Here is a 22,865-nt window from a genome sequence, read left to right as displayed (position 1 = left end):
TATGCCTAGGAGGGAACTCTCAAGGACGGGCGTATGCGCACAGGGATGATGGCGCTGGCGTTGGGTCTGTTGATCCTGCGTTTTTTACCGGTATTACCGCCGGTCTGGTTTTGGATGTTGCTGCCGGTCATAGGTTTGATGGTGCTGCCGTTTCGCAGCTATCCACTGGCATTTTTTCTGTTCGGCTTCAGTTGGGCGTGCGCGCAGGCGCAGTGGGCACTGGATGATCGGCTGCCGATGAGCCTCGATGGCGAAACCCGTTGGGTCGAAGGTCGGGTGACGGGATTGCCCCAGAACAATGAGGCCGTCGTGCGTTTCGAGGTGGCGGACGCCCGGTCGCGACATGGCAAGGTGCCGCAACGGATACGCCTGGCCTGGTATGACGGGCCGCCGGTCAACAGTGGCGAACATTGGCGACTGGCGGTCAAGTTGAAGCGTCCTGCGGGGCTGCTCAATCCCCATGCCTTCGATTACGACGCCTGGCTGTTGGCGCAACGCATCGGCGCTACCGGGACGGTCAAGGATGGCCAGCGACTCAAGGAAGCCCAATGGGCCTGGCGCGACGGCATCCGCCAGCGCTTGCACGCCGTGGATGCCCAGGGGCGAACGGGTGCGCTGACGGCGTTGGTGCTGGGGGACGGCGCCGGACTGAGTCGCGAAGACTGGCAGGTGCTGCAAGACACCGGCACCGTCCATCTGTTGGTGATTTCCGGACAACACATCGGGTTGTTGGCAGGGCTGGTGTATCTGTTGATCGCAGGGCTGGCCCGTTATGGCCTGTGGCCGAAACGCTTGCCTTGGCTGCCGTGGGCCTGTGGACTGGCGTTCGCCGCGGCGCTTGGTTACGGGCTGCTGGCCGGTTTCGAGGTGCCGGTGCGACGGGCCTGCGTGATGATCGGTCTGGTGCTGTTGTGGCGCCTGCGATTTCGTCACCTCGGTGCCTGGTGGCCGTTGTTGCTGGCGCTCGACGGTGTTTTGCTGCTGGATCCGCTGGCGAGTCTGCAACCGGGTTTCTGGCTGTCGTTCGCGGCGGTGGCGGTGTTGATCTTCACCTTCGGTGGTCGGCTGGGTCCATGGCGCTGGTGGCAAACGTGGACCCGCGCCCAATGGCTGATCGCGATTGGTCTGTGCCCGTTGCTGCTGGTGCTCGGGTTGCCGATCAGTCTCAGCGGGCCAGTGACCAATTTGCTGGCGGTGCCGTGGATCAGTCTGGTCGTGCTGCCTCCGGCGTTGTTGGGTACGTTGTTTTTACCCCTTCCTTATGTGGGCGAAGGGCTGCTGTGGTTGGCAGGCGGTTTGATTGACCTTTTGTTCAAGGGCCTGGCGCTGATCGCCGGGTACTTGCCCGCGTGGGTGCCGGTGGCGATCCCGTTGTGGATATGGGCACTCGGCACATTGGGTGCCTTTCTATTATTAATGCCTCGAGGTGTGCCGTTTCGCGCGTTGGGCTGGCCGATGCTGCTGTTACTGGTTTTTCCGCCCCGGCAAATCTTGCCTGAAGGCATTGCAGAAGTCTGGCAGCTGGATGTCGGTCAGGGGTTGGCGATCCTGGTGCGCACCCGTCATCACGTACTGTTGTATGACACCGGGCCACGTTTCGGCGATTTCGACCTGGGCGAGCGGGTGGTGCTGCCGACATTACGCAAACTGGGCGTGGAGGGGCTCGATTTGATGCTGATCAGCCATGCCGACGCCGATCATGCTGGCGGCGCCCGGGCCGTTGCCAATGGCTTGCCGGTGAAGCGAGTCGTCAGTGGCGATCCCCTGGCGCTGCCTGCCGAGTTGCAGGCAGACGGTTGCGAGAGCGGCAAGCAATGGGTCTGGGACGATGTGAGGTTCCAGCTCTGGCAATGGTCTTCAGCCAGCGACAGCAATCAAAAATCCTGCGTCTTGCAGATAGAAGCCAACGGTGAGCGTCTGTTATTGACCGGTGATATAGACGCCGCAGCCGAGCGAGCCCTGCTCGACAGTCCACTGGCGGTACCTACGGACTGGCTGCAGGCGCCGCATCACGGCAGTCGCAGTTCATCTTCAATGACGCTGCTCAACGGGCTGCAACCCAAAGCGGTGTTGATCTCCCGCGGACAGGGCAATTCATTCGGTCATCCCCATCCCACGGTCATGGCGCGCTATCAAAAGCGCGGCATGTTGATCTATGACAGCGCCGAACAGGGCGCCATCCGTCTGCAACTGGGACGCTTCAAGCCGCCATGGACGATGCGTCAAGAACGGCGTTTCTGGCGCACTGCGCAGTAATCCGGAGTGATTAAAGCCCGACCGGATGCGACATCACGGTCTTCGGTGCGCTCACCCCCTATGTTAGAGTGGCGCACTTTTTCGAGGGGACTGTCACTGTGTGGGAATTGGTCATATCCGGCGGATGGATGATGATACCGATCATTCTGAGTTCCATCGCGGCAATGGCGATCGTCGCCGAACGCCTCTGGACCCTGCGAGCCAGCCGTGTGACCCCGGAGCATTTGCTCGGGCAGGTCTGGGTCTGGATCAAGGACAAACAACTCAATAAAGACAAACTCAAGGAACTGCGCGCCAACTCACCGTTGGGCGAGATCCTGGCGGCTGGCCTTGCCAACTCAAAGCATGGTCGCGAGATCATGAAAGAGTGCATTGAAGAAGCTGCCGCGCGAGTGATTCACGAGCTCGAACGCTACATCAACGCGTTGGGCACCATCGCCGCCATGGCCCCGTTGCTGGGGCTGTTGGGGACGGTATTGGGCATGATCGATATCTTCAGCGCGTTCATGGGCTCGGGCATGACCACCAACGCCGCCGTATTGGCCGGTGGTATCTCCAAGGCGCTGATAACCACGGCAGCAGGCCTGATGGTCGGTATCCCGGCGGTATTCTTCCACCGTTTCCTGCAACGCCGGATCGATGAACTGGTGGTGGGGATGGAGCAGGAAGCGATCAAACTGGTTGAGGTGGTACAGGGTGACCGTGATGTTGACTTGAATGGGGGCAAAGCGTGAGATTTCGCCGCAAGCAACGGGAGAATGTAGACATCAACCTAGCGTCGCTGATTGACGTGGTGTTTATCCTGCTGCTGTTTTTCGTTGTCACCACCACGTTTACCCGTGAAACCCAGTTGCGCGTTGATCTGCCGGAAGCGGTCAGCGGTTCGCCTGCCGAAGACCAGCAGGTCAAACACCTGGACGTTGCCATCAGTGCCGAAGGCGCGTTCTCGGTGAATAATCAGGTGTTGCCCAAGAACGACCTGGCGACCCTGATGGACGCGCTGCAGAAAGAATCCAATGGCGACACCAACCTGCCGCTGTCCATCAGCGCTGATGGCAAGACTCAGCATCAGTCCGTCATCACCGCCATGGACGCCGCTGGCAAGCTTGGTTTCAGCCACTTGCGCATGACCACTGTCGAGGCGGCGCCGCCCGCGCCCTGATGGCCATGTCCGATCGCTTGCTCAACGCGTGGTACCAAGGTCATCCGGCCCTGAAGTTGTTACAGCCGCTGGAGTGGCTTTATCGGCGCGTGGTCATGAGCAAGCGCAAGCGCTTCCTGGCGGGTGAAGGGGAGATCTATCAGCCACCGGTGCCGCTGATCGTAGTCGGTAACATCACCGTCGGCGGCACCGGCAAGACGCCGCTGATTCTCTGGATGATCCAGCACTGCCAGCGCAGCGGCTTGCGGGTCGGCGTGGTCAGCCGGGGTTACGGTGCCAAGCCGCCGCAACTGCCGTGGCGCGTCGAGGCCGATCAAAGCGCCGATATCGCAGGTGACGAACCGCTGTTGATCGTCCAGCGCACCGGCGTTCCGTTGATGATCGACCCGGATCGCAGCAGTGCCGTCAAAGCGTTGCTGGCGAGTGAGCCGCTGGACCTGATCCTCTCCGATGACGGCATGCAGCATTACCGGTTGGCGCGAGACCTGGAACTGGTGCTGATCGACGCCGCCCGAGGCTTGGGCAACAAACGTTGCCTGCCGGCCGGCCCCTTGCGTGAACCGGTCGAACGCCTGCAAAGCGTCGACGCCGTGTTGTTCAACGGCGCCGCCGAGGATCGCGAAGACGGTTTTGCCTTCCAGCTTCAACCCACCGAACTGGTCAATCTGCACAGCGGTGAACGTCGTCCCCTCGACCACTTCCCCGCTGGCCAAGCGCTGCACGCCGTGGCCGGGATTGGCAATCCGCAGCGTTTCTTCACAACCCTCGAAACGCTACACTGGCAGCCAGTGCCGCATGCGTTTGCCGACCACGCCGACTACAGCGTGCAGGCCTTGAATTTCACACCGTCATTGCCGTTGGTGATGACCGAAAAGGACGCGGTGAAGTGCCGTGCCTTCGCCGCCGCCGATTGGTGGTACCTGGCGGTCGATGCTGCGCCATCGCCGGCCTTCGTGGCCTGGTTCGATACGCAGCTGATGCGCCTGTTGCCGGCTCGTCTTTTGCCTTAAATCCGTTTTTATCCAGGGAATGCTCATGGACACTAAATTGCTCGATATCCTCGCTTGCCCGGTCTGCAAAGGCCCGCTCAAGCTCAGTGCCGACAAAACCGAGCTGATCAGCAAGGGCGCAGGTCTTGCTTACCCGATTCGCGACGGCATCCCGGTGATGCTCGAAACCGAAGCCCGCACCCTGACCACCGACGAGCGTCTGGATAAATGACCACAGCCTTTACCGTTGTCATTCCATCGCGTTACGCCTCCACCCGCTTGCCGGGCAAGCCGCTGCTGCTGATCGCCGGCAAGCCGATGATCCAGCACGTCTGGGAGCAGGCGAGCAAAAGCAGTGCCGAGCGTGTTGTGGTCGCCACTGACGACGCGCGCATCGTTGAGGCCTGCAACGGGTTTGGCGCCGAAGTGGTGCTGACCCGCGAAGATCACAATTCCGGCACTGATCGCTTGGCCGAAGTCGCCGCGAAACTGGGCCTGGCGCCCGACGCCATTGTGGTCAACGTCCAGGGTGACGAACCGCTGATCCCGCCAAGCGTGATCGATCAGGTTGCCGCCAACCTGGCCGCCCACACCGAAGCGCGCATGGCCACGCTGGCCGAGCCGATCGAAGACGTGGAAACCCTGTTCAATCCCAACGTGGTCAAGGTTGTCAGCGACCTCAATGGCCTGGCGCTGACCTTCAGTCGTGCCACGTTGCCGTGGGCCCGGGACGCGTTTGCCAAAAACCGCGAGCAATTGCCGGAAGGCGTACCGTACCGTCGCCACATCGGCATTTATGCCTACCGCGCCGGTTTCCTGCATGATTTCGTCAGCTGGGGTCCATGCTGGCTGGAAAACACCGAATCCCTGGAACAGCTGCGTGCCCTGTGGCACGGCGTGCGGATTCACGTCGCCGACGCGCTGATCGCACCGCCCACGGGCGTCGACACCGTTGAAGACCTCGAGCGCGTTCGTCGCCTGCTGGAGGCCTGATGCGGGTTTTGTTCGTCTGCCTGGGCAACATCTGCCGTTCACCCACGGCCGAAGGTGTGCTGCGACACAAACTGCGCGAAGCGGGGCTGGCCAATCAAATCGAAGTCGCCTCCGCCGGCACCGGTGACTGGCATGTCGGCAAGGCCCCGGACAAGCGCAGCCAGGCAGCGGCGAAACTGCGCGGGTATGACCTGTCCGTTCAGCGCGCCCAGCAAGTGACCCGTGCGGATTTCGCCACCTACGACCTGATTCTGGCGATGGACAACAGCAACCTGCGCAACCTCAAGGCCCTGCAACCGGCCAAGGGCAAGGCCGAGCTGGATCTGTTCCTGCGTCGCTATCAGTCGGAAATCGATGAAGTGCCGGATCCGTATTACGACGGCGACCAAGGCTTTGAGCAGGTGCTGGACCTGATCGAGCGCGCCAGTGATTTGCTGGTGATCGAATTGAAGGGACGGTTATGAGTTTGCAGGTGCGCGCCCAGGTTTCGCTCAAACCGTTCAACACCTTTGGCGTCGATGTTCAAGCCCGGCTGTTTGCCGAGGCCCATAACGATGCCGACGTGCGTGAAGCCCTGGCCTATGCGGTGGAACATGACGTGCCGCTGCTGGTGATTGGCGGTGGCAGCAATTTGCTGCTGACGGCCGATATCCAGTCGTTGGTGCTGCGCATGGCCACGCGAGGGATTCGCATCCTGAGTGATGACGGCAGCAAGGTCGTTATAGAAGCCGAGGCGGGCGAGCCTTGGCATCCGTTCGTGCAGCACACCCTGGCGCAGGGTTTGTCCGGTCTGGAAAACCTCAGCCTGATCCCTGGCACCGTCGGCGCGGCACCGATGCAGAACATCGGCGCCTATGGCGTGGAGATCAAAGATGTTTTCGCCGGCCTTACGGCTTTGGATCGCAAGAGCGGCGAACTGCGGGACTTCACCCTGGAAGAATGCAACTTCGCCTACCGCGACAGCCTGTTCAAACAAGAACCGGGGCGCTGGTTGATCCTGCGGGTACGATTCATCCTGGACCGCGCCGCGCGCCTGCACCTGGAGTACGGCCCGGTTCGTCAGCGCCTGACCGAGCAAGGCATCGATCACCCGACCGCCACCGACGTCAGCCAGGCGATTTGCAGCATCCGCAACGAAAAGCTTCCGGACCCGGCAGTGCTCGGCAATGCCGGCAGCTTCTTCAAGAATCCATTGGTGCCAGCGGCGCTTGTCGCGCAACTCAAAGGTGAATACCCGGATCTGGTGGCCTACGCGCAACCTGACGGACAGATGAAACTGGCGGCGGGGTGGCTGATCGAGCGGGCCGGCTGGAAAGGTTTCCGTGATGCCGACGCCGGCGTGCATAAATTGCAGGCGTTGGTGCTGGTCAACTATGGCAACGCGACAGGTCTGCAATTGCTGAGCCTGGCGCAACGCATCCAGAAAGACATTTCAGAACGTTTCCATGTCGACCTTGAAATGGAGCCCAATCGGTATTGAGGCTACGCTTTCAAGACTGATTTCAAAGCCCTGCACACGTTTAACGGTGCAGGGCTTTTTTGTTAATGCTGGGTTAACTTAGCCACCTAACGATGCAAACGTTTGCTCCACCAAAGGCCCGATGCAGACGCTACCGTCCGCATAAGAGAGCCTCATTAGCCTGAGCCAATCTGCGTGATGCCAACCGCCAACCCCTGGCGGCAGATTGCTCGACCCCATAACTCAATCTCTTAATAGAAAAAATATGGCGGGCGTGCCCATGATCACCCTGAAGCTAAATGGTCAAGACCATCAACTCGATGTCACCGAGGACATGCCGCTGCTCTGGGCGATCCGCGACGTGGCCGGTTACAACGGCACCAAATTTGGTTGCGGCATGGGCCTGTGCGGCGCCTGCACCATTCATATCGAAGGCGCTCCGGCGCGCAGTTGCATCACGCCTATCGGCTCGGTGGTCGGCCAGAACGTCACCACCATCGATAACCTGCACGCCGACCCGGTCGGGCAAGTCGTCCAGCAAGCCTGGCTCGACACCGCCGTGGCCCAGTGCGGTTTCTGTCAGGGCGGGCAGATCATGTCCGCGACGGCGCTGCTCAAAACCAACCCGAACCCCAGCGACGAACAGATCGAAGAGGCGATGGTCGGCAATATTTGCCGCTGCGGCACTTACAACCGTATCAAGACCGCCATCCGCCAGGCATCCACTCACCTGAAGGAGGCCAAGGCATGAGCCAGTTACCGAATGATTTCGCGCTGAGCAACCTCAGTCGTCGTGGTTTCCTCAAAGGCGTTGGCGCCACCAGTGCGCTGGTACTGGTGGCGAGTTGGGGCTGGCAAGATGCTTTCGCTGCCGAGAAAGACAAGAAATTCGGCGCCGATGGCATGCCCAACGGCTGGATCGACGATCCCAAGGTATACGTCAGCATCGCCGCTGACGGCACGGTGACCGTTGTCTGCAACCGTTCGGAAATGGGCCAGGGTGTACGCACCAGCCTGACGATGGTAGTGGCCGATGAACTGGAAGCCGACTGGGCGATGATGAAGGTGCAACAGGCGCCGGGCGACGAAGTGCGCTTCGGCAACCAGGACACCGATGGCTCGCGCAGCATGCGCCACTGGTACGAGCCGATGCGTCGTTGCGGTGCTGCCGCGCGGACCATGCTTGAACAAGCCGCTGCCGAACAGTGGAAAGTACCGGTCAGCGAATGCCATGCGCAACTGCATAAAGTCATCCATAAGCCGTCCGGTCGTGAACTGGGTTACGGCGCCTTGGCCGCCGCGGCCGGTGCGTTGGCAGTGCCGGCGCGTGACAGCCTGCGGCTCAAACAGCCGTCGGAATTTCGCTACATCGGCAAGGAAGGCACCAAGGCCATCGACGGTGCCGACATCGTCAATGGCCGCGCCATTTACGGTGCAGACGTGCATTTCGACGGCATGCTCTACGCCACCATTGCGCGCCCTGCGGTGTACGGCGGCAAGGTTAAATCCGTCGACTCCAGCGCCGCGATGAAAGTCCCGGGCGTGATCAAGGTCATTCAGATCGAAGATCGTCCACTGCCGCTGGAGTTTCAACCGTTGGGCGGCGTGGCCGTGGTTGCCAGCAATACCTGGGCGGCGATCAAGGGCCGCGAAGCGCTGAAAATCGAGTGGGACGATGGCCCCAACGCCAGTTACGACTCGATCGCCTACCGCAAGGAAATTGAGGCTGCATCCCTCAAACCCGGCAAAGTGGTGCGCAATACCGGCAACATCGATGAAGCCATGGGCAGCACCGACAGCACTCTGGAAGCGTCCTATTACCTGCCGCACCTCACGCAGGCGCCCATGGAACCGATGGTTGCCGTCGCCCGCTTCAAGGACGGTGTGTGCGAAGCCTGGGCCCCCAGCCAGGCACCCCAAGTCACCCGCGAACGGATTGGCGAACGCCTCGGCATTCCGTTCGATAACGTCAGCTTTAATGTCACCTTGCTGGGCGGCGGTTTCGGGCGTAAATCCAAACCGGACTTCATCATTGAAGCCGCGATCCTTGCCAAGGAATTCCCTGGCAAGGCAGTGCGGGTGCAATGGACCCGTGAAGACGACATTCACTGTTCCTATTTCCACACGGTGTCGGCCGAGTACCTGAAAGCCAGCCTGAACAAGGATGGCCTGCCGTCCGGCTGGTTGCACCGCACCGTGGCGCCAAGCATCACCGCGTTGTTTGCGCCGGGCATGAACCATGAGGCGGCTTTCGAGCTGGGTATGGGTTTTACCAACATGGCTTACGCGATTCCTAACGTGCGCCTGGAAAACCCGGAAGCGACGGTCCATACCCGCGTCGGCTGGTATCGCTCGGTGTCGAACATTCCTCACGGTTTTGCGATTCAGAGCTTTGTCGATGAGTTGGCGCACAAGGCCGGCCAGGACCCGCTCAAGTACCAGATCAAATTGCTCGGCCCGGACCGGCAGATCGATCCGCGCACCTTGAGTGAAGAGTGGAACTACGGCGAATCGCCCGAGCGTTATCCGATCGACACCGCGCGGCTGCGCACGGTGCTGGAAACTGCTGCCAAAGCCGCAGGTTGGGGGCGTGAAATGCCCAAGGGCCGAGGCTTGGGTCTGGCGGTGCATTACAGCTTCGTCACCTATGTGGCGGCGGTGCTCGAGGTTGAAGTCAAAGACGACGGCACGCTGATCGTGCACAAGGCCGATATCGCCGTGGATTGCGGTCCGCAGATCAACCCAGAGCGGATTCGAGCGCAGTTCGAAGGCGCCTGCGTCATGGGCCTGGGCAATGCAGTGCTGGGGGAAATCAGTTTCAAGGACGGCAAGGTTCAGCAGGACAACTTCCACATGTACGAAGTGGCACGCATGTCCCTGGCACCCAAGGAAGTTGCGGTTCATCTGGTCACACCACCGGGCGTAGTGCCATTAGGCGGCGTCGGTGAACCGGGCGTGCCTCCGATTGCGCCTGCGCTGTGCAACGCAATCTTTGCCGCTACCGGCAAGCGCATCCGCAACTTGCCGGTTCGCTATCAGCTGCAAGGTTGGCAGAAGGCGCAAGCCTGATGGACAGCGTTGATCTGAATGTCCTGCGCAGCGTGCTGCAATGGCGCTGCGCCGGTCAGCGGGTGGTGTTGTACAGCGTGGTCCAGACCTGGGGCACCGCGCCTCGGGCGCCTGGCGCGATGCTGGCCTTGCGTGAAGACGGCGTGGTGATTGGCTCGGTGTCCGGCGGCTGTGTCGAGGACGATCTGATCGCCCGGTTGCACGACGGTCGGATTCCTGCGGATGGACCGCCGGTGCAGTTGATCACCTATGGCGTCACCCGTGAGGAAGCGGCGCGATTTGGTTTGCCGTGCGGTGGCACCTTGCGCTTGACCGAGGAGCGAGTCGGCGACCCGGCTTGGGTTGCCGAGTTGCTGGCGCGATGCGAGGCGCATGAAATCGTTGCGCGAGCGTTGAATATCGAGACCGGTGAAGTGGTTTTGCAACCGGCCAACAAGACTGATGTGCTGACGTTTGACGGGCAGACCTTGCGCGCCATCTACGGCCCGCGTTGGCGCTTGTTGCTGATCGGCGCCGGGCAACTGTCCCGTTATGTCGCCGAGATGGCGCGGCTGCTGGATTTTGAAGTGCTGATCTGCGACCCACGCACCGAGTTCGTTTACGGCTGGGAAGAGCAACACGGGCGATTTGTCTCGGGCATGCCCGATGAAGCGGTGCTCACCATTCAAACCGACGAGCGTACGGCCATCGTTGCACTGACCCACGATCCTCGACTGGATGACATGGCGTTGCTCACGGCCCTGGACTCCAAGGCGTTTTATGTCGGTGCGCTGGGCTCGCGGGTCAACAGCTTGAAGCGCCGGGAGAACCTGGCTCAGCTAGGCTTGTCACAGCAGGCCATCGAGCGGCTGCATGGCCCGATCGGTTTGCACATTGGCAGCCACACACCGGCGGAAATCGCCTTGTCGCTGCTGGCCGAAATCGTGGCGATCAAGAACGGCGTCGAGCTCAAGCAGAAGAAGCTGTTGCAGGAGGTTGTATGAGTGAACCCATCGGCGTCATCGTGTTGGCGGCGGGGCAGGGCAGTCGGTTTCGACAGGAGGCCGGTGCCGAGAAGGACAAGCTGCTGGCGGATTGTACGGGGCGCGATGGGACTGTTCGTTCGGTGATCGAGCAAGTGCTGGTGAATCTGCCGGCCTCCCTTGAGACGCGCGTCCTGGTCACCACTGAGGATCGCCCGCAAGTGATCCGCATGGCCAAGGCTTATGGTTGCGAGATTGTGCTGATCGAATCGACGGGGATGGGTGACAGCATCGCGGCCGGGGTGGCTGCGTGTCCACAGCTCAGTGGCTGGCTGATTGTGCTGGGGGATATGCCGTTCATCCTTGCGTCGAGTATTGAGCGTGTGGTGGCGGGGATTGCTGATGACGCCGTCAGTGTGCCGGTGCATCAAGGCAAGTATGGGCATCCGGTGGGGTTCGGACGCACGTTCGGGCCGGGGTTGATGGCGTTATCGGGTGATCATGGTGCCAAGCCGTTGTTTGCGCAGGCTAGTGTGGTCGATTCGGCGGTGGACGATCCCGGGGTGTTGTGGGATGTGGATGTGCCGGCGGCGTTGATCTACCGGTAATGATTGTTCCCACGCGCGTGGGAACGATCAGACAAAAAAAGCCCCGCCTGGATCACCAGGCGGGGCTTTTTAGTGGCCGATGGAATCAGACGAGGGGTTTAGGCTCGTGTTCTTTTTCCAGGGCTTGTTCGTGTTGCTCGACCGCGTCCTGTACGGAGCGCGGCGCTTCTTCGATGACCGACTCAGCAGCAGGAGCAGCTTCGACCACTTCAGCAACAACCGGTGCAGGCTCAGCAGCTACAACCGCTTCAACGGGTGCAGCAGCGGCAGTCAGTTCGGCTTCCTTCTGCAGACGCTCGGCTTCACGCTGGCGACGACGTACTTCACGCGGGTCATTCGGCGCACGGCCACTTGGCGTCAGCGCGCTGACAGGGGCGGCTTCGACTTCCGGTGCAGCCACTTCGGCAACAACCGGCGCTTCAACTACCGGGGCAGGCTCGGCAGCAGCAACCACTGGCTCGGAGACCATGGCCTCAGCTTCTGGCGCTTCTGGCGCTTCTGGCGCTTCGGCGGCGGCTGGCTCGGCCACCCAGTTGAACGCGGTTTGTTCTTCGCGTACTTCACGGACAGCTTCGGTCACTGTTTCGGTTGATGTTTCAACAACCGGTTCTGCGGCAGCTACTGGCTCAGCGGCAGTTTCAAATACAGGCTGTGCTTCACGAACCGGGGCCACTTCGATTTCCGGAGCGGCGGTGGCTTCGACCGGAGTCGTTGCTTCAACCACTGGCGCTTCCACTGGAGCAGTTTCCTGGGTGGCAGCAGTAGCGCGTTCGGCTTGCTCGTTAGCCTGTGCTTCGGCTGGAGCGCTGATCACGGTGCTGGCAACGGCTGCGGTAACAGCCAGGCCGGCGGCCAGATCGGCAGCGCTTGGCGCTTCGTCGGTGTCGGCAGCTTCGTTGCCTTCGGCGGACTCGGATTCTTCCGAACCTTCGATCACATTACCGTTGGCATCACGCTGACGCTCACGACGGTTGCTGCGACGACGCTGGCCACGGGAACGGCGGCGTGGACGATCGCCTTCGGCGCCTTCCTGACCGTCTTCCTGCAGTTGCTCTTCGTTGGTGATCAGCTCTTCTTCAGCGACTGCGGCAGCGGCTTGTTCGGCACGCGGCTGACGTTCTTCACGCGGTGGGCGTGGAGCACGTTCTTCACGTGGCTGGCGAGCTGGACGCTCTTCAGCGGTAGCAGCGGCGACCGGAGCGCCATCCAGAGGCTCACGAAGTTCACGAACCGGACGCTCTTCACGATCGCCACGTGGCTTGCGATCTTCGCGAGGAGCGCGCGGTGCACGTTCTTCACGAGGCGCGCGTGGAGCGCGTTCTTCGCGAGCTACAACAGCTGGAGTTTCTTCGCGTGGTTCACGTGGTGCGCGTTCTTCACGCGGTGCACGTTCCTCACGAGGCTTGCGTTCTTCATCGCGGCGACCGTTACGGTTGCGGCTCTGCTGACGACCGTTGCGACGCTCTTCGTTGCGGGCCGGACGCTCGGCGGCCGGTTTTTCAACCACAACCGGAGCGGCTGGCTCTTCCTTGGTAGCGAACAGGCTGACCAGCGACTTCACCAGGCCTTTGAACAGGCTTGGCTCTGGCACGGCGACCGGTGCTGCAACAGGTGCGGCAGCGACAACTTCGGCTGGAACCGGAGCGTTGGCGCGGGCCGGTGCAGTCTTGACCGCGGCTTCCTGGCGAACCAGGGTGCGGGTCGCAGCGGCTGGCTGGACTTCTTCGACTTCGGCAGCGGCAGCAGCGATTTCGTAGCTGGACTGATTGATGCTGGCTTCCGGGCTGTCATCGCGCAAACGCTGAACTTCGAAGTGCGGCGTTTCGAGGTGATCGTTCGGCAGAATGACGATGCGGGCACGGGTGCGCAGTTCGATCTTGGTGATCGAGTTGCGTTTTTCGTTGAGCAGGAACGCAGCCACCGGGATCGGCACTTGGGCGCGAACTTCGGCGGTGCGGTCTTTCAGGGCTTCTTCTTCGATCAGGCGCAGGATCGCCAGCGACAGCGATTCAACGTCACGGATGATGCCGGTGCCGTTGCAACGCGGGCACACGATGCCGCTGCTTTCACCCAGCGATGGACGCAGGCGCTGACGGGACATTTCCAGCAGGCCGAAGCGCGAGATGCGACCGACTTGCACGCGAGCGCGGTCGGCTTCCAGGCATTCGCGGACTTTCTCTTCCACGGCGCGCTGGTTCTTGGCAGGGGTCATGTCGATGAAGTCGATGACGATCAGGCCGCCGATGTCGCGCAAGCGCAACTGACGGGCGATTTCTTCGGCGGCTTCAAGGTTGGTCTGCAGGGCGGTTTCTTCGATGTCGCTGCCTTTGGTGGCGCGCGCCGAGTTGATGTCGATGGACACCAGGGCTTCGGTCGGATCGATAACGATGGAGCCGCCGGAAGGCAGTTCAACGACGCGCTGGAAAGCGGTCTCGATCTGGCTTTCGATCTGGAAACGGTTGAACAGCGGAACGCTGTCTTCGTACAGCTTGATCTTGCTGGCGTACTGCGGCATCACCTGGCGGATGAAGGTCAGGGCTTCGTCCTGGGCTTCAACGCTGTCGATCAGCACTTCGCCGATGTCCTGGCGCAGGTAATCGCGGATGGCGCGGATGATCACGTTGCTTTCCTGGTAGATCAGGAACGGCGCGGAACGATCCAGCGAAGCTTCTTTGATGGCGGTCCAGAGTTGCAGCAGGTAATCGAGGTCCCACTGCATTTCTTCGCTGCTGCGGCCCAGGCCGGCAGTGCGAACGATCAGACCCATGTCGGCTGGCGCAACCAGACCGTTCAGGGCTTCACGCAGTTCGTTGCGCTCTTCACCTTCGATGCGACGGGAGATACCGCCGGCACGCGGGTTGTTCGGCATCAGTACCAGGTAACGACCGGCCAGGCTGATGAAGGTGGTTAGGGCGGCGCCCTTGTTGCCACGTTCTTCTTTTTCGACCTGAACGATGACTTCCTGGCCTTCGCTCAGGACGTCCTTGATGTTGACGCGGCCTTCGGGGGCTTTCTTGAAGTATTCGCGGGAGATTTCTTTGAGGGGCAGGAAGCCGTGGCGCTCAGAGCCGAAATCGACAAAGGCAGCCTCAAGGCTTGGTTCGATGCGAGTAATCCGGCCTTTATAGATGTTGGCCTTTTTCTGCTCGCGTGCACCGGATTCGATGTCCAGGTCGTAGAGGCGCTGGCCATCTACCAGTGCAACACGCAACTCTTCGGGTTGGGTTGCGTTAATCAGCATTCTTTTCATGTAGTACCGTCGGTTTCCGGGCTGCCGGAAACGGCGTTCGGCACACACGACTTCTCATGGTCGGTGTCAGGTGCGTCAGGAGTGGTTGGACACTCCAGTGTCTAGCGAACCCGGCCAATTGGGCCAGCGTCGCGACGTACGCGTCCTGCTTGCTGTGGCTACTTAAGCACTCAGTCAGGAGGAGGAATCAACCAGCGGCTGTGGACGAGATGAAGCGTCTTGATAAAGCCTATTGCTACACAGTCCAGCGGTTGTGCATCTCCACCCTACACGTATCCCTGATAATTCGGGTGCTGCCGCGCGCAGAATCCGCAGCGGGTTGGCATTTACCGTGAGCTCCGAAAGGGGAGGTCACGCATCATGGCTAATTTAGGCGTTGTTTCCGAAGCGTTCGCTCGGGGTTGTTCGTAGCTGACTGCACTTTGTGAACTGGCCGTGAATATTTGCTCGCAAGGCGAGTGAAAACTCTGCTTTGCGGCATGCTTCAGGCCTCATGTCACCTGCGCTCGTTACAACTGCAAACTCTACCGTTTCGTAGCGAAAGCCCCGTAGGACGGCCTCTCGTCCTCGTGAATTGCGTTGGTCAGGGCCGGTTTTTGACCGTTACTCCACTGTCCAGGCCACTTTTGGCGGCGTTCGCGACTATAGCAGCAATGATTAAGTGCTTCAATTCCATAAAAAATTGTTATCATCTGCGCCATGACGACTACTGCCCCTTCGACCCCAGCCGTACAACTGCTGGAGGTCTCGCCGGAATATGCCGGCCAACGTATTGATAACTTCCTTCTCGCTCGGCTCAAAGGCGTGCCCAAGACCTTGATTTACCGCATTTTGCGCAAGGGCGAAGTGCGGGTGAACAAAGGTCGGATCAAGCCCGAATACAAGCTGCAGGCGGGCGATATCGTGCGCGTGCCGCCGGTACGCGTGCCTGAGCGAGACGAACCGGTACCGCTGGCACAAGGCCTGCTGCAGCGCCTCGAAGCCTCGATTGTCTTCGAGGACAAGGCGTTGATCGTGATCAACAAGCCTTGCGGCATCGCGGTTCACGGTGGCAGCGGCTTGACTTACGGGGTGATCGAAGCCTTTCGTCAGTTGCGTCCCGATTGCAAGGAACTGGAACTGGTTCACCGTCTCGACCGGGACACCTCCGGCCTGCTGATGATCGCCAAGAAGCGCAGCATGCTGCGTCACTTGCACACGGCATTGCGCGGTGATGGCGTTGATAAGCGCTATATGGCGTTGGTTCGCGGTAACTGGGCTGCCTCGATCAAGCAAGTTCGTGCGTCGCTCGGCAAGAGCAATCTGCGCTCCGGCGAGCGCATGGTCGAGGTCGATGAGGAGGAGGGCAAGGAGTCGGTGACCGTGTTCAAGGTCCTGCGTCGTTTTGGCGACTTTGCCACCCTGATCGAAGCCAAACCGATCACCGGCCGGACTCACCAGATCCGCGTCCACACCTTGCACGCCGGGCATTGCATCGCTGGCGATACCAAGTACGGTGATGAAGGTTTCAGTAAAGAAATTCGCGACCTGGGCGGTAAGCGCCTGTTTCTCCACGCCTATATGCTGACTGTGCCACTGCCTGATGGTGGTGAGTTGAAGTTGCAGGCGCCGGTCGACGAGATGTGGGCCAAAACCGTGGAGCGCCTGAGTGCACCCCTCTGATTACAAACTGCTGATTTTCGACTGGGACGGCACATTGGCTGATTCCATTGGTCGGATAGTCGAGGCGATGCATGTCGCGTCCGAGCGCTCAGGATTTCAGTTGTGTGATGATTTTGCCGTCAAGGGCATCATCGGCCTGGGCTTGCCGGAAGCGATTCGTACCTTGTATCCGGACATTGGCGATGCCGAGCTGATCGCTTTTCGCGAGCACTACGCCGATCACTACATTGCATCAGAAGCCGTGCCTTCGCCGTTGTTCGAAGGCGTTGTCGAGTCGATGGAGGCGTTTCGTGCCGAGGGTTATCACTTGGCGGTCGCAACCGGCAAGGCTCGTCGCGGGCTGGATCGGGTGCTGAAGTCTCACGGCTGGGAAGATTATTTCGATATCACCCGCGCGGCCGACGAAACCGCCAGCAAACCCCACCCGCTGATGCTTGAGCAGATCCTCGCCCATTGCGAGGTTCGCCCGGAGCAAGCGCTAATGGTCGGCGATTCGTCCTTTGACTTGCAGATGGCACGCAACGCCGGCATGGACTCCGTGGCAGTCAGCTATGGCGCTCAATCGATCGAGGCGTTGAAGCTGTTCGAGCCGCGGCTGGCCATTGATCGTTTTTCAGAATTGCATGCCTGGCTGAATCGGCGGGCTTAATACGTTTTTGCTGGGGTAGAAGTCATGACCGACGAATGGAAGGCGCCCGCCAAGGCGAGCGCAGAGAGCGGTGACGAGAAAAGCTGGAAGCTGCTGGAAAAGACCCTGCTGGCCGGCGTGCAGGAGCAGCGCCGGTCCCGTCGCTGGGGGATTTTCTTCAAGTTGCTGACCTTTGTGTACCTGTTGGGTGCGCTGGTCCTGTTCACGCCGCTGATGGACATGGAGAAAGCCGCCACTCGCAGTGCCCATTACACCGCGCTGATCAACGTGACCGGCGTGATCGCCGACAAGGAGCCTGCGAGCGCTGACAACATCGTCGGCAGTCTGCGTGCAGCCTTCGAGGATGAGAAGGTCAAGGGTGTGATCCTGCGGATCAACAGCCCGGGCGGCAGTCCGGTGCAGTCGGGTTATGTGTATGACGAAATTGTCCGTCTGCGCGGCTTGCACCCGGATACCAAGGTGTACGCGGTGATCTCGGACCTTGGCGCTTCCGGTGCTTACTACATCGCCAGCGCGGCCGATCAGATCTACGCCGACAAGGCGAGCCTGGTCGGTTCCATTGGTGTGACAGCGGCTGGTTACGGCTTTGTCGGCACCATGGAGAAGCTCGGTGTCGAGCGTCGGACTTACACGTCGGGCGAACACAAATCGTTCCTCGATCCGTTCCAGCCGCAAAAACCTGAGGAGACTCGGTTCTGGCAGGGCGTGCTGGATACGACACACCAGCAGTTCATCAATAGCGTGAAAAAGGGCCGTGGCGACCGTCTCAAGGACAAAGAGCATCCGGAGCTGTTCTCCGGGTTGGTCTGGAACGGGGAGCAGGCGTTGCCGCTGGGCCTGATCGATGGTCTGGGGAGTGCCAGTTCGGTGGCGCGTGATGTGATCGGCGAGAAAGAGCTGGTGGACTTCACCGTTCAGGAATCGCCGTTCGATCGCTTCTCGAAAAAGCTCGGTGCCAGCGTGGCTGAGCATCTGGCGATGTGGATGGGCTTCCAGGGGCCTTCGTTGCGCTGATTCTTCCGGCAGCATGAAAAACCGACCTTCGTGGTCGGTTTTTTACATTCAGGGGATTTGCACGCCTTCGGCCAGCAGCATGTCGACCAAGCGAATCAATGGCAGGCCTATCAGACTGGTGGTGTCAGGGCCTTCGGTGCTTTGAAACAGGCTCACCCCTAAACCTTCGGCTTTGAAGCTGCCAGCGCAGTCGTAGGGCTGTTCGGCGTGCAGGTAGCGTTCGATGCGCGAGGGGTCGAGTGTGCGCATCTGTACGGTGAAGGGCACGCAGTCGACCTGGCAGACGCCGGTCTGGCTGTTAAACAGTGCGAGGCCGGTGAGGAAGGTCACGCGGGTGCCACTTGCAGCCAGCAGCTGCTCGCGGGCCTTTTCGAAGGTGTGCGATTTGCCGATAATCCGATCACCGAGTACCGCGACCTGATCGGAGCCGATGATCAGATGAGCGGGGTGGCTGCCGGCCAGTGCGCGCGCTTTTTCCTCGGCGAGGCGCATGACCAGCTCAATGGCGGACTCGTCCGGGCGATGGCTTTCGTCGATATCCGGCGAGCTGCAGGTAAACGGCAGCTGCAAGCGGGCCAGCAATTCCCGGCGATAAACCGAGCTTGAAGCGAGTAATAAAGGCAGCATGCGCATCTCCAGAAGACAGGCGCGAATTCTAGCGGAGGCTTGCAAGTGACGGACAGGGCTGAATTTCCTTTGACATGGCTGGGTGCATCCCTATAATGCTGCGCCTATGTTGAATGACCCGATTCCACCTCACGTTGACCCGCGCAAATTGGCTGATCGTGGCACCACCCTTCAAGGTGAACTGCTGCTGGCCGATTTGGAGAGACTCTGCGACCCGCTTTCCGACACTGTCGGTACGGTGCAGGCTAAATTCGTTTTTGAACGAGATGAACGTAAGTCTGTGGTAATTCACAGCTTTATCGACACCGAAGTCAAAATGGTTTGCCAGCGTTGTCTTGAGCTGGTCACCCTGCCGATCCATAGCGAATGCAGTTATGCTGTGGTGAAGGAGGGTGCGAATACCCAGTCGTTGCCGAAAGGTTATGACGTGCTGGAACTGGGCGAAGATCCATTGGATCTGCAGTCACTGATCGAGGAGGAGCTTCTGCTCGCCTTGCCCATTGTGCCTGCTCATCATCCGGAAGAATGCCAGCAGCCGGCGGGTCTCGATGAGCCCGAACCGAGCGAGGACGAGGTAACGCGGTCCAACCCGTTCAGTGTATTGGCGCAGTTAAAGCGTGACCCAAACGTTTAGGAGTTAATCAATTATGGCTGTTCAGCAGAACAAAAAATCCCGCTCTGCCCGTGACATGCGTCGTTCGCACGACGCCCTGACGGCAAGCACTCTGTCTGTAGAAAAAACCACCGGTGAAATTCACCTGCGTCACCACGTATCGCCAGAAGGCGTATACCGTGGCCGTAAAGTGATCGACAAGGGCGCTGACGAGTAATCACTTGTCTGCTCAAGTCATCGCGATTGACGCAATGGGCGGGGACTTCGGTCCCCGCAGCATTGTTCAGGCCAGCCTTGCTTGTCTGTCTGCTACGCCCTCGCTGCACCTGACCCTCGTCGGTCAACCCTCTCTTCTTGAAGAATTACTCTCTGGCCAATCGGCTGTGGACCGCTCGCGCCTGTCGATTGTAGCGGCGTCTGAAGTCATCGCCATGGACGAAAAGCCTGCCCAGGCCTTGCGGGGCAAGCCCGATTCGTCGATGCGTGTGGCGCTGGAGTTGCTGCGAGACGGCAAGGTCCAGGCCTGTGTCAGTGCTGGCAATACCGGCGCGCTGATGGCGTTGTCGCGGTTTGTGCTCAAGACCTTGCCGGGCATTGATCGGCCGGCAATGGTTGCGGCGATTCCGACGCAGAAGGGCTACTGTCAGTTGCTCGACCTGGGCGCCAATGTCGATTGCAGCGCCGAGCATCTGTTGCAGTTCGCCGTGATGGGGTCGGTGGCGGCGGAAACCCTGGGCATCGTTCGTCCGCGCGTGGCGCTGCTGAACATCGGTACTGAAGACATCAAGGGCAATCAGCAGGTCAAGCTGGCGGCCACGTTGTTGCAGCGCGCTCGCGGCATCAACTACATCGGTTTTGTCGAAGGTGACGGTGTGTACCGTGGCGAGGCGGATGTGGTGGTGTGTGACGGTTTTGTCGGCAATATCCTGCTCAAGTCCAGCGAAGGCCTGGCGACTATGATTGCCGGGCGCATCGAAGCCTTGTTCAAGAGAAATCTCGCGTCGAGAGTGGTCGGTGCTCTGGCATTGCCGCTGATGAAGCGTTTGCAAGCCGATCTGGCGCCTGCGCGACATAACGGCGCGAGTTTCCTTGGTTTGCAGGGGATTGTGGTCAAAAGCCATGGTTCAGCGGGGGTTCAGGGCTTCCAGAGTGCGATTCAGTGCGCCTTGATCGAGATCCAGGAAAACCTGCCGGAACGCATTCATGGTCGTCTGGAGGATTTGTTGCTTTAGGCGTTTTCGTCGGACAATGCTTAAATGTGACCGCTCAGTTCAATTTGCCATCCAACTGTCAGTTTCTTGCGTTCCTCCAAGCGGGACGTCAATTCTCCGACGACAAGATCATTAGGGGCTTGTTACATGTCTGCTTCCCTCGCATTCGTCTTTCCGGGACAGGGTTCGCAGTCCCTCGGCATGCTGGCCGAGTTGGGCGCGCAACATCCGGTTGTCCTCGACACTTTCAAAGAAGCTTCCGATGCTCTGGGTTACGACCTGTGGGCACTGACCCAGCAAGGGCCGGAAGAGCAACTCAATCAAACCGATAAAACCCAACCGGCCATTCTGACCGCCTCGATTGCCTTGTGGCGTCTATGGCTGGCTGAAGGCGGCGCGCGTCCGGCTTATGTTGCCGGTCACAGCCTGGGCGAATACAGCGCTTTGGTCGCCGCAGGCAGTCTGAGCCTGGGCGACGCGGTGAAGCTGGTTGAACGCCGTGGTCTGTTGATGCAGGAAGCCGTTCCGGCCGGGCAAGGTGGCATGGCCGCCATTCTCGGCCTGGACGATGCTGATGTGCTGGCAGCCTGTGCCGAAGCGGCGCAAGGCGAAGTGGTCAGTGCGGTCAACTTCAACTCCCCTGGCCAGGTGGTCATCGCCGGTGCCAAGGCAGCGGTCGAGCGCGCCATCGAAGGCTGCAAGGCCCGTGGTGCCAAGCGCGCCATGCCATTGCCGGTCAGCGTGCCGTCCCATTGCGAGCTGATGCGTCCAGCGGCCGAGCGTTTCGCCGAGTCGATCGCAGCGATCGACTGGCAGGTGCCGCAGATCCCGGTGGTTCAGAACGTCAGCGCCAATGTGCCGGCCGATCTGGAAACCCTCAAGCGCGATCTGCTTGAGCAGCTTTACAAGCCTGTACGCTGGGTCGAATCGGTTCAGGCACTCGCCGCCAAGGGTGCTACCCAGTTGGTCGAATGCGGCCCTGGCAAAGTGCTGGCGGGTCTGAACAAGCGTTGCGCCGAAGGCGTGTCGACATCCAACCTCAATACCCCCGACGCCTTCGCTGCCGCCCGCGCAGCACTGGCCTGAATCAGGAGAAGCCTGCATGAGTCTGCAAGGTAAAGTTGCATTGGTCACCGGCGCGAGCCGCGGTATCGGCCAGGCTATCGCCCTGGAATTGGGTCGTCAGGGCGCCATCGTTATCGGCACCGCGACGTCTGCCTCGGGTGCCGAGCGCATTGCCGCTACCCTGAAGGAAAACGGTGTTCAAGGCACTGGCCTGGAACTCAATGTCACCAGCGACGAATCTGTCGCGGCGGTGCTGGCGAGCATCCAGCAGCAGTTCGGTGCGCCGGCGATCCTGGTCAATAATGCCGGTATCACCCGCGATAATCTGATGATGCGCATGAAAGATGACGAATGGCATGATGTCGTCGATACCAACCTGAACAGTCTGTTCCGCCTGTCCAAAGGTGTTTTGCGCGGCATGACCAAAGCCCGTTGGGGACGAATTATCAGTATTGGCTCGGTTGTGGGTGCCATGGGCAACGCAGGCCAAGTAAACTACGCAGCCGCCAAGGCCGGTCTGGAAGGTTTCAGCCGTGCACTGGCGCGTGAAGTCGGATCGCGTTCGATTACGGTAAACTCGGTGGCTCCTGGGTTCATCGACACCGATATGACCCGCGAACTGCCCGAGGCACAGCGTGAAGCCTTGCAGACGCAGATTCCGCTGGGCCGTCTGGGACAAGCTCAAGAGATCGCGTCTGTGGTCGCTTTTCTTGCATCCGACGGTGCGGCTTACGTTACTGGGGCTACAATCCCGGTGAACGGCGGGATGTACATGAGTTAAATGTGACGGGTTGCTTCAAAAAAATGTCATACGAGCTGTCTAAAATCCGTTATAAAGCTGCAATCTATTTATAGGCAGAGGGCCACCGGGTTTGAGGAGTGAAGCTTTCAGTTGAAAAACTGAAAAGTCTTTCTATACACTTACCCACTGGCCAGCTGCCTGAATTTGTCCATTAGGAGTGAAAACAAGGTATGAGCACCATCGAAGAGCGCGTCAAGAAAATCGTTGCTGAGCAACTGGGCGTTAAAGAAGAAGAAGTGGTCAACACTGCCTCCTTCGTTGAAGACCTGGGTGCCGACTCCCTTGACACCGTTGAGCTGGTGATGGCTCTGGAAGAGGAATTCGAGACCGAAATCCCTGACGAAGAAGCTGAGAAGATCACTACTGTACAAGCCGCAATCGATTACGTTACTAACCACCAGGCTTAATAGCTTGTAATCGTTGCTTGCTGTCATGGAAAAACCGCACTGCCATCACGGCGTGCGGTTTTTTCTT

At 60.0% G+C, this 22,865-nt stretch carries 23 protein-coding genes; 21 read left to right on the top strand and 2 right to left on the bottom strand.

Annotation, left to right across the window (positions count from 1 at the left end; translation table 11 throughout):
* Positions 1-33 precede the first annotated feature (33 nt).
* The 12 genes from ACYZT7_RS24225 to ACYZT7_RS24170 all read left to right on the top strand — a co-directional run bounded on the left by ACYZT7_RS24225 (position 34) and on the right by ACYZT7_RS24170 (position 11,498).
* Positions 34-2,256, top strand: coding sequence for a DNA internalization-related competence protein ComEC/Rec2 (locus ACYZT7_RS24225; protein WP_462038515.1), 2,223 nt, complete (start codon positions 34-36; stop codon positions 2,254-2,256).
* A gap of 98 nt (positions 2,257-2,354) precedes the next feature.
* A complete protein-coding gene (locus ACYZT7_RS24220) occupies positions 2,355-2,990 on the top strand; it encodes a MotA/TolQ/ExbB proton channel family protein (protein WP_462038514.1) in 636 nt (211 codons plus the stop codon).
* Entirely contained in the window at positions 2,987-3,418 is a 432-nt protein-coding gene (locus ACYZT7_RS24215) for an ExbD/TolR family protein (protein WP_449645217.1), read from the top strand. Before ACYZT7_RS24220 ends, ACYZT7_RS24215 begins: the two co-directional genes overlap by 4 nt.
* Positions 3,418-4,428: a tetraacyldisaccharide 4'-kinase gene (gene lpxK / locus ACYZT7_RS24210; RefSeq protein WP_462038513.1), complete on the top strand. Its 1,011-nt coding sequence runs from the start codon at positions 3,418-3,420 to the stop codon at positions 4,426-4,428. The genes ACYZT7_RS24215 and lpxK overlap by 1 nt, the downstream gene beginning before the upstream one ends.
* Before the next feature lie 25 nt (positions 4,429-4,453).
* The gene (locus ACYZT7_RS24205; protein ID WP_007945752.1) at positions 4,454-4,639 is read left to right on the top strand and encodes a Trm112 family protein; all 186 of its coding nucleotides are present in this window, start codon (positions 4,454-4,456) and stop codon (positions 4,637-4,639) included.
* Entirely contained in the window at positions 4,636-5,400 is a 765-nt protein-coding gene (kdsB, locus tag ACYZT7_RS24200; protein ID WP_462038512.1) for a 3-deoxy-manno-octulosonate cytidylyltransferase, read from the top strand. The genes ACYZT7_RS24205 and kdsB overlap by 4 nt, the downstream gene beginning before the upstream one ends.
* Positions 5,400-5,864, top strand: a complete 465-nt coding sequence (locus tag ACYZT7_RS24195; RefSeq protein ID WP_449645215.1) for a low molecular weight protein-tyrosine-phosphatase — start codon at positions 5,400-5,402, stop codon at positions 5,862-5,864. The genes kdsB and ACYZT7_RS24195 overlap by 1 nt, the downstream gene beginning before the upstream one ends.
* Complete coding sequence (gene murB, locus ACYZT7_RS24190; RefSeq protein ID WP_462038511.1) at positions 5,861-6,880, top strand: UDP-N-acetylmuramate dehydrogenase; 1,020 nt, start codon at positions 5,861-5,863, stop codon at positions 6,878-6,880. Before ACYZT7_RS24195 ends, murB begins: the two co-directional genes overlap by 4 nt.
* Positions 6,881-7,139: 259 nt before the next feature.
* Positions 7,140-7,610, top strand: coding sequence for a (2Fe-2S)-binding protein (locus ACYZT7_RS24185; protein WP_008152370.1), 471 nt, complete (start codon positions 7,140-7,142; stop codon positions 7,608-7,610).
* Positions 7,607-9,928, top strand: a complete 2,322-nt coding sequence (locus ACYZT7_RS24180) for a xanthine dehydrogenase family protein molybdopterin-binding subunit (RefSeq protein ID WP_462038510.1) — start codon at positions 7,607-7,609, stop codon at positions 9,926-9,928. Before ACYZT7_RS24185 ends, ACYZT7_RS24180 begins: the two co-directional genes overlap by 4 nt.
* Positions 9,928-10,911 carry an XdhC family protein gene (locus ACYZT7_RS24175; RefSeq protein ID WP_462038509.1) on the top strand — a complete coding sequence of 328 codons (984 nt, stop codon included), beginning with the start codon at positions 9,928-9,930 and terminating at the stop codon, positions 10,909-10,911. Before ACYZT7_RS24180 ends, ACYZT7_RS24175 begins: the two co-directional genes overlap by 1 nt.
* Complete coding sequence (locus ACYZT7_RS24170) at positions 10,908-11,498, top strand: nucleotidyltransferase family protein (RefSeq protein WP_462038508.1); 591 nt, start codon at positions 10,908-10,910, stop codon at positions 11,496-11,498. Before ACYZT7_RS24175 ends, ACYZT7_RS24170 begins: the two co-directional genes overlap by 4 nt.
* Before the next feature lie 85 nt (positions 11,499-11,583).
* Here the strand turns inward: ACYZT7_RS24170 and rne are convergent, their stop codons facing one another.
* Positions 11,584-14,748, bottom strand: coding sequence for a ribonuclease E (rne, locus tag ACYZT7_RS24165; RefSeq protein ID WP_462038507.1), 3,165 nt, complete (start codon positions 14,746-14,748; stop codon positions 11,584-11,586).
* A gap of 699 nt (positions 14,749-15,447) precedes the next feature.
* Between rne and rluC the strand changes: the two genes are divergently transcribed.
* Genes rluC through sppA form a run of 3 tightly spaced genes read left to right on the top strand, consistent with a single transcriptional unit; the run spans position 15,448 to position 18,073 of the window.
* A complete protein-coding gene (gene rluC, locus ACYZT7_RS24160) occupies positions 15,448-16,410 on the top strand; it encodes a 23S rRNA pseudouridine(955/2504/2580) synthase RluC (protein WP_461955184.1) in 963 nt (320 codons plus the stop codon).
* On the top strand, positions 16,397-17,059 hold the full coding sequence (locus tag ACYZT7_RS24155) for an HAD-IA family hydrolase (protein ID WP_462038506.1): 663 nt from the start codon (positions 16,397-16,399) through the stop codon (positions 17,057-17,059). The genes rluC and ACYZT7_RS24155 overlap by 14 nt, the downstream gene beginning before the upstream one ends.
* Positions 17,060-17,083: 24 nt before the next feature.
* A complete protein-coding gene (gene sppA, locus ACYZT7_RS24150; protein ID WP_461969506.1) occupies positions 17,084-18,073 on the top strand; it encodes a signal peptide peptidase SppA in 990 nt (329 codons plus the stop codon).
* 48 nt (positions 18,074-18,121) lie between these two features.
* On the opposite strand, the gene ACYZT7_RS24145 is transcribed toward sppA, so the two are convergent.
* Complete coding sequence (locus ACYZT7_RS24145; protein ID WP_462038505.1) at positions 18,122-18,700, bottom strand: Maf family protein; 579 nt, start codon at positions 18,698-18,700, stop codon at positions 18,122-18,124.
* 106 nt (positions 18,701-18,806) lie between these two features.
* Between ACYZT7_RS24145 and ACYZT7_RS24140 the strand changes: the two genes are divergently transcribed.
* The 6 genes from ACYZT7_RS24140 to acpP all read left to right on the top strand — a co-directional run bounded on the left by ACYZT7_RS24140 (position 18,807) and on the right by acpP (position 22,798).
* Positions 18,807-19,334 carry a YceD family protein gene (locus tag ACYZT7_RS24140; protein ID WP_004371317.1) on the top strand — a complete coding sequence of 176 codons (528 nt, stop codon included), beginning with the start codon at positions 18,807-18,809 and terminating at the stop codon, positions 19,332-19,334.
* Between the two features lie 13 nt (positions 19,335-19,347).
* The gene (gene rpmF, locus ACYZT7_RS24135) at positions 19,348-19,530 is read left to right on the top strand and encodes a 50S ribosomal protein L32 (protein WP_008152339.1); all 183 of its coding nucleotides are present in this window, start codon (positions 19,348-19,350) and stop codon (positions 19,528-19,530) included.
* Between the two features lie 4 nt (positions 19,531-19,534).
* On the top strand, positions 19,535-20,545 hold the full coding sequence (gene plsX, locus ACYZT7_RS24130; protein WP_462038504.1) for a phosphate acyltransferase PlsX: 1,011 nt from the start codon (positions 19,535-19,537) through the stop codon (positions 20,543-20,545).
* 126 nt (positions 20,546-20,671) lie between these two features.
* On the top strand, positions 20,672-21,610 hold the full coding sequence (gene fabD, locus ACYZT7_RS24125; RefSeq protein ID WP_462038503.1) for an ACP S-malonyltransferase: 939 nt from the start codon (positions 20,672-20,674) through the stop codon (positions 21,608-21,610).
* A 16-nt stretch (positions 21,611-21,626) separates the two neighbouring features.
* A complete protein-coding gene (fabG, locus tag ACYZT7_RS24120; RefSeq protein ID WP_462038502.1) occupies positions 21,627-22,370 on the top strand; it encodes a 3-oxoacyl-ACP reductase FabG in 744 nt (247 codons plus the stop codon).
* A gap of 191 nt (positions 22,371-22,561) precedes the next feature.
* Positions 22,562-22,798, top strand: coding sequence for an acyl carrier protein (gene acpP / locus ACYZT7_RS24115; RefSeq protein ID WP_003442511.1), 237 nt, complete (start codon positions 22,562-22,564; stop codon positions 22,796-22,798).
* Positions 22,799-22,865: the final 67 nt, after the last annotated feature.

The organism is Pseudomonas sp. RT4P38, from assembly GCF_054897765.1.
This window is presented reverse-complemented; position numbering and strand designations above follow the sequence as displayed.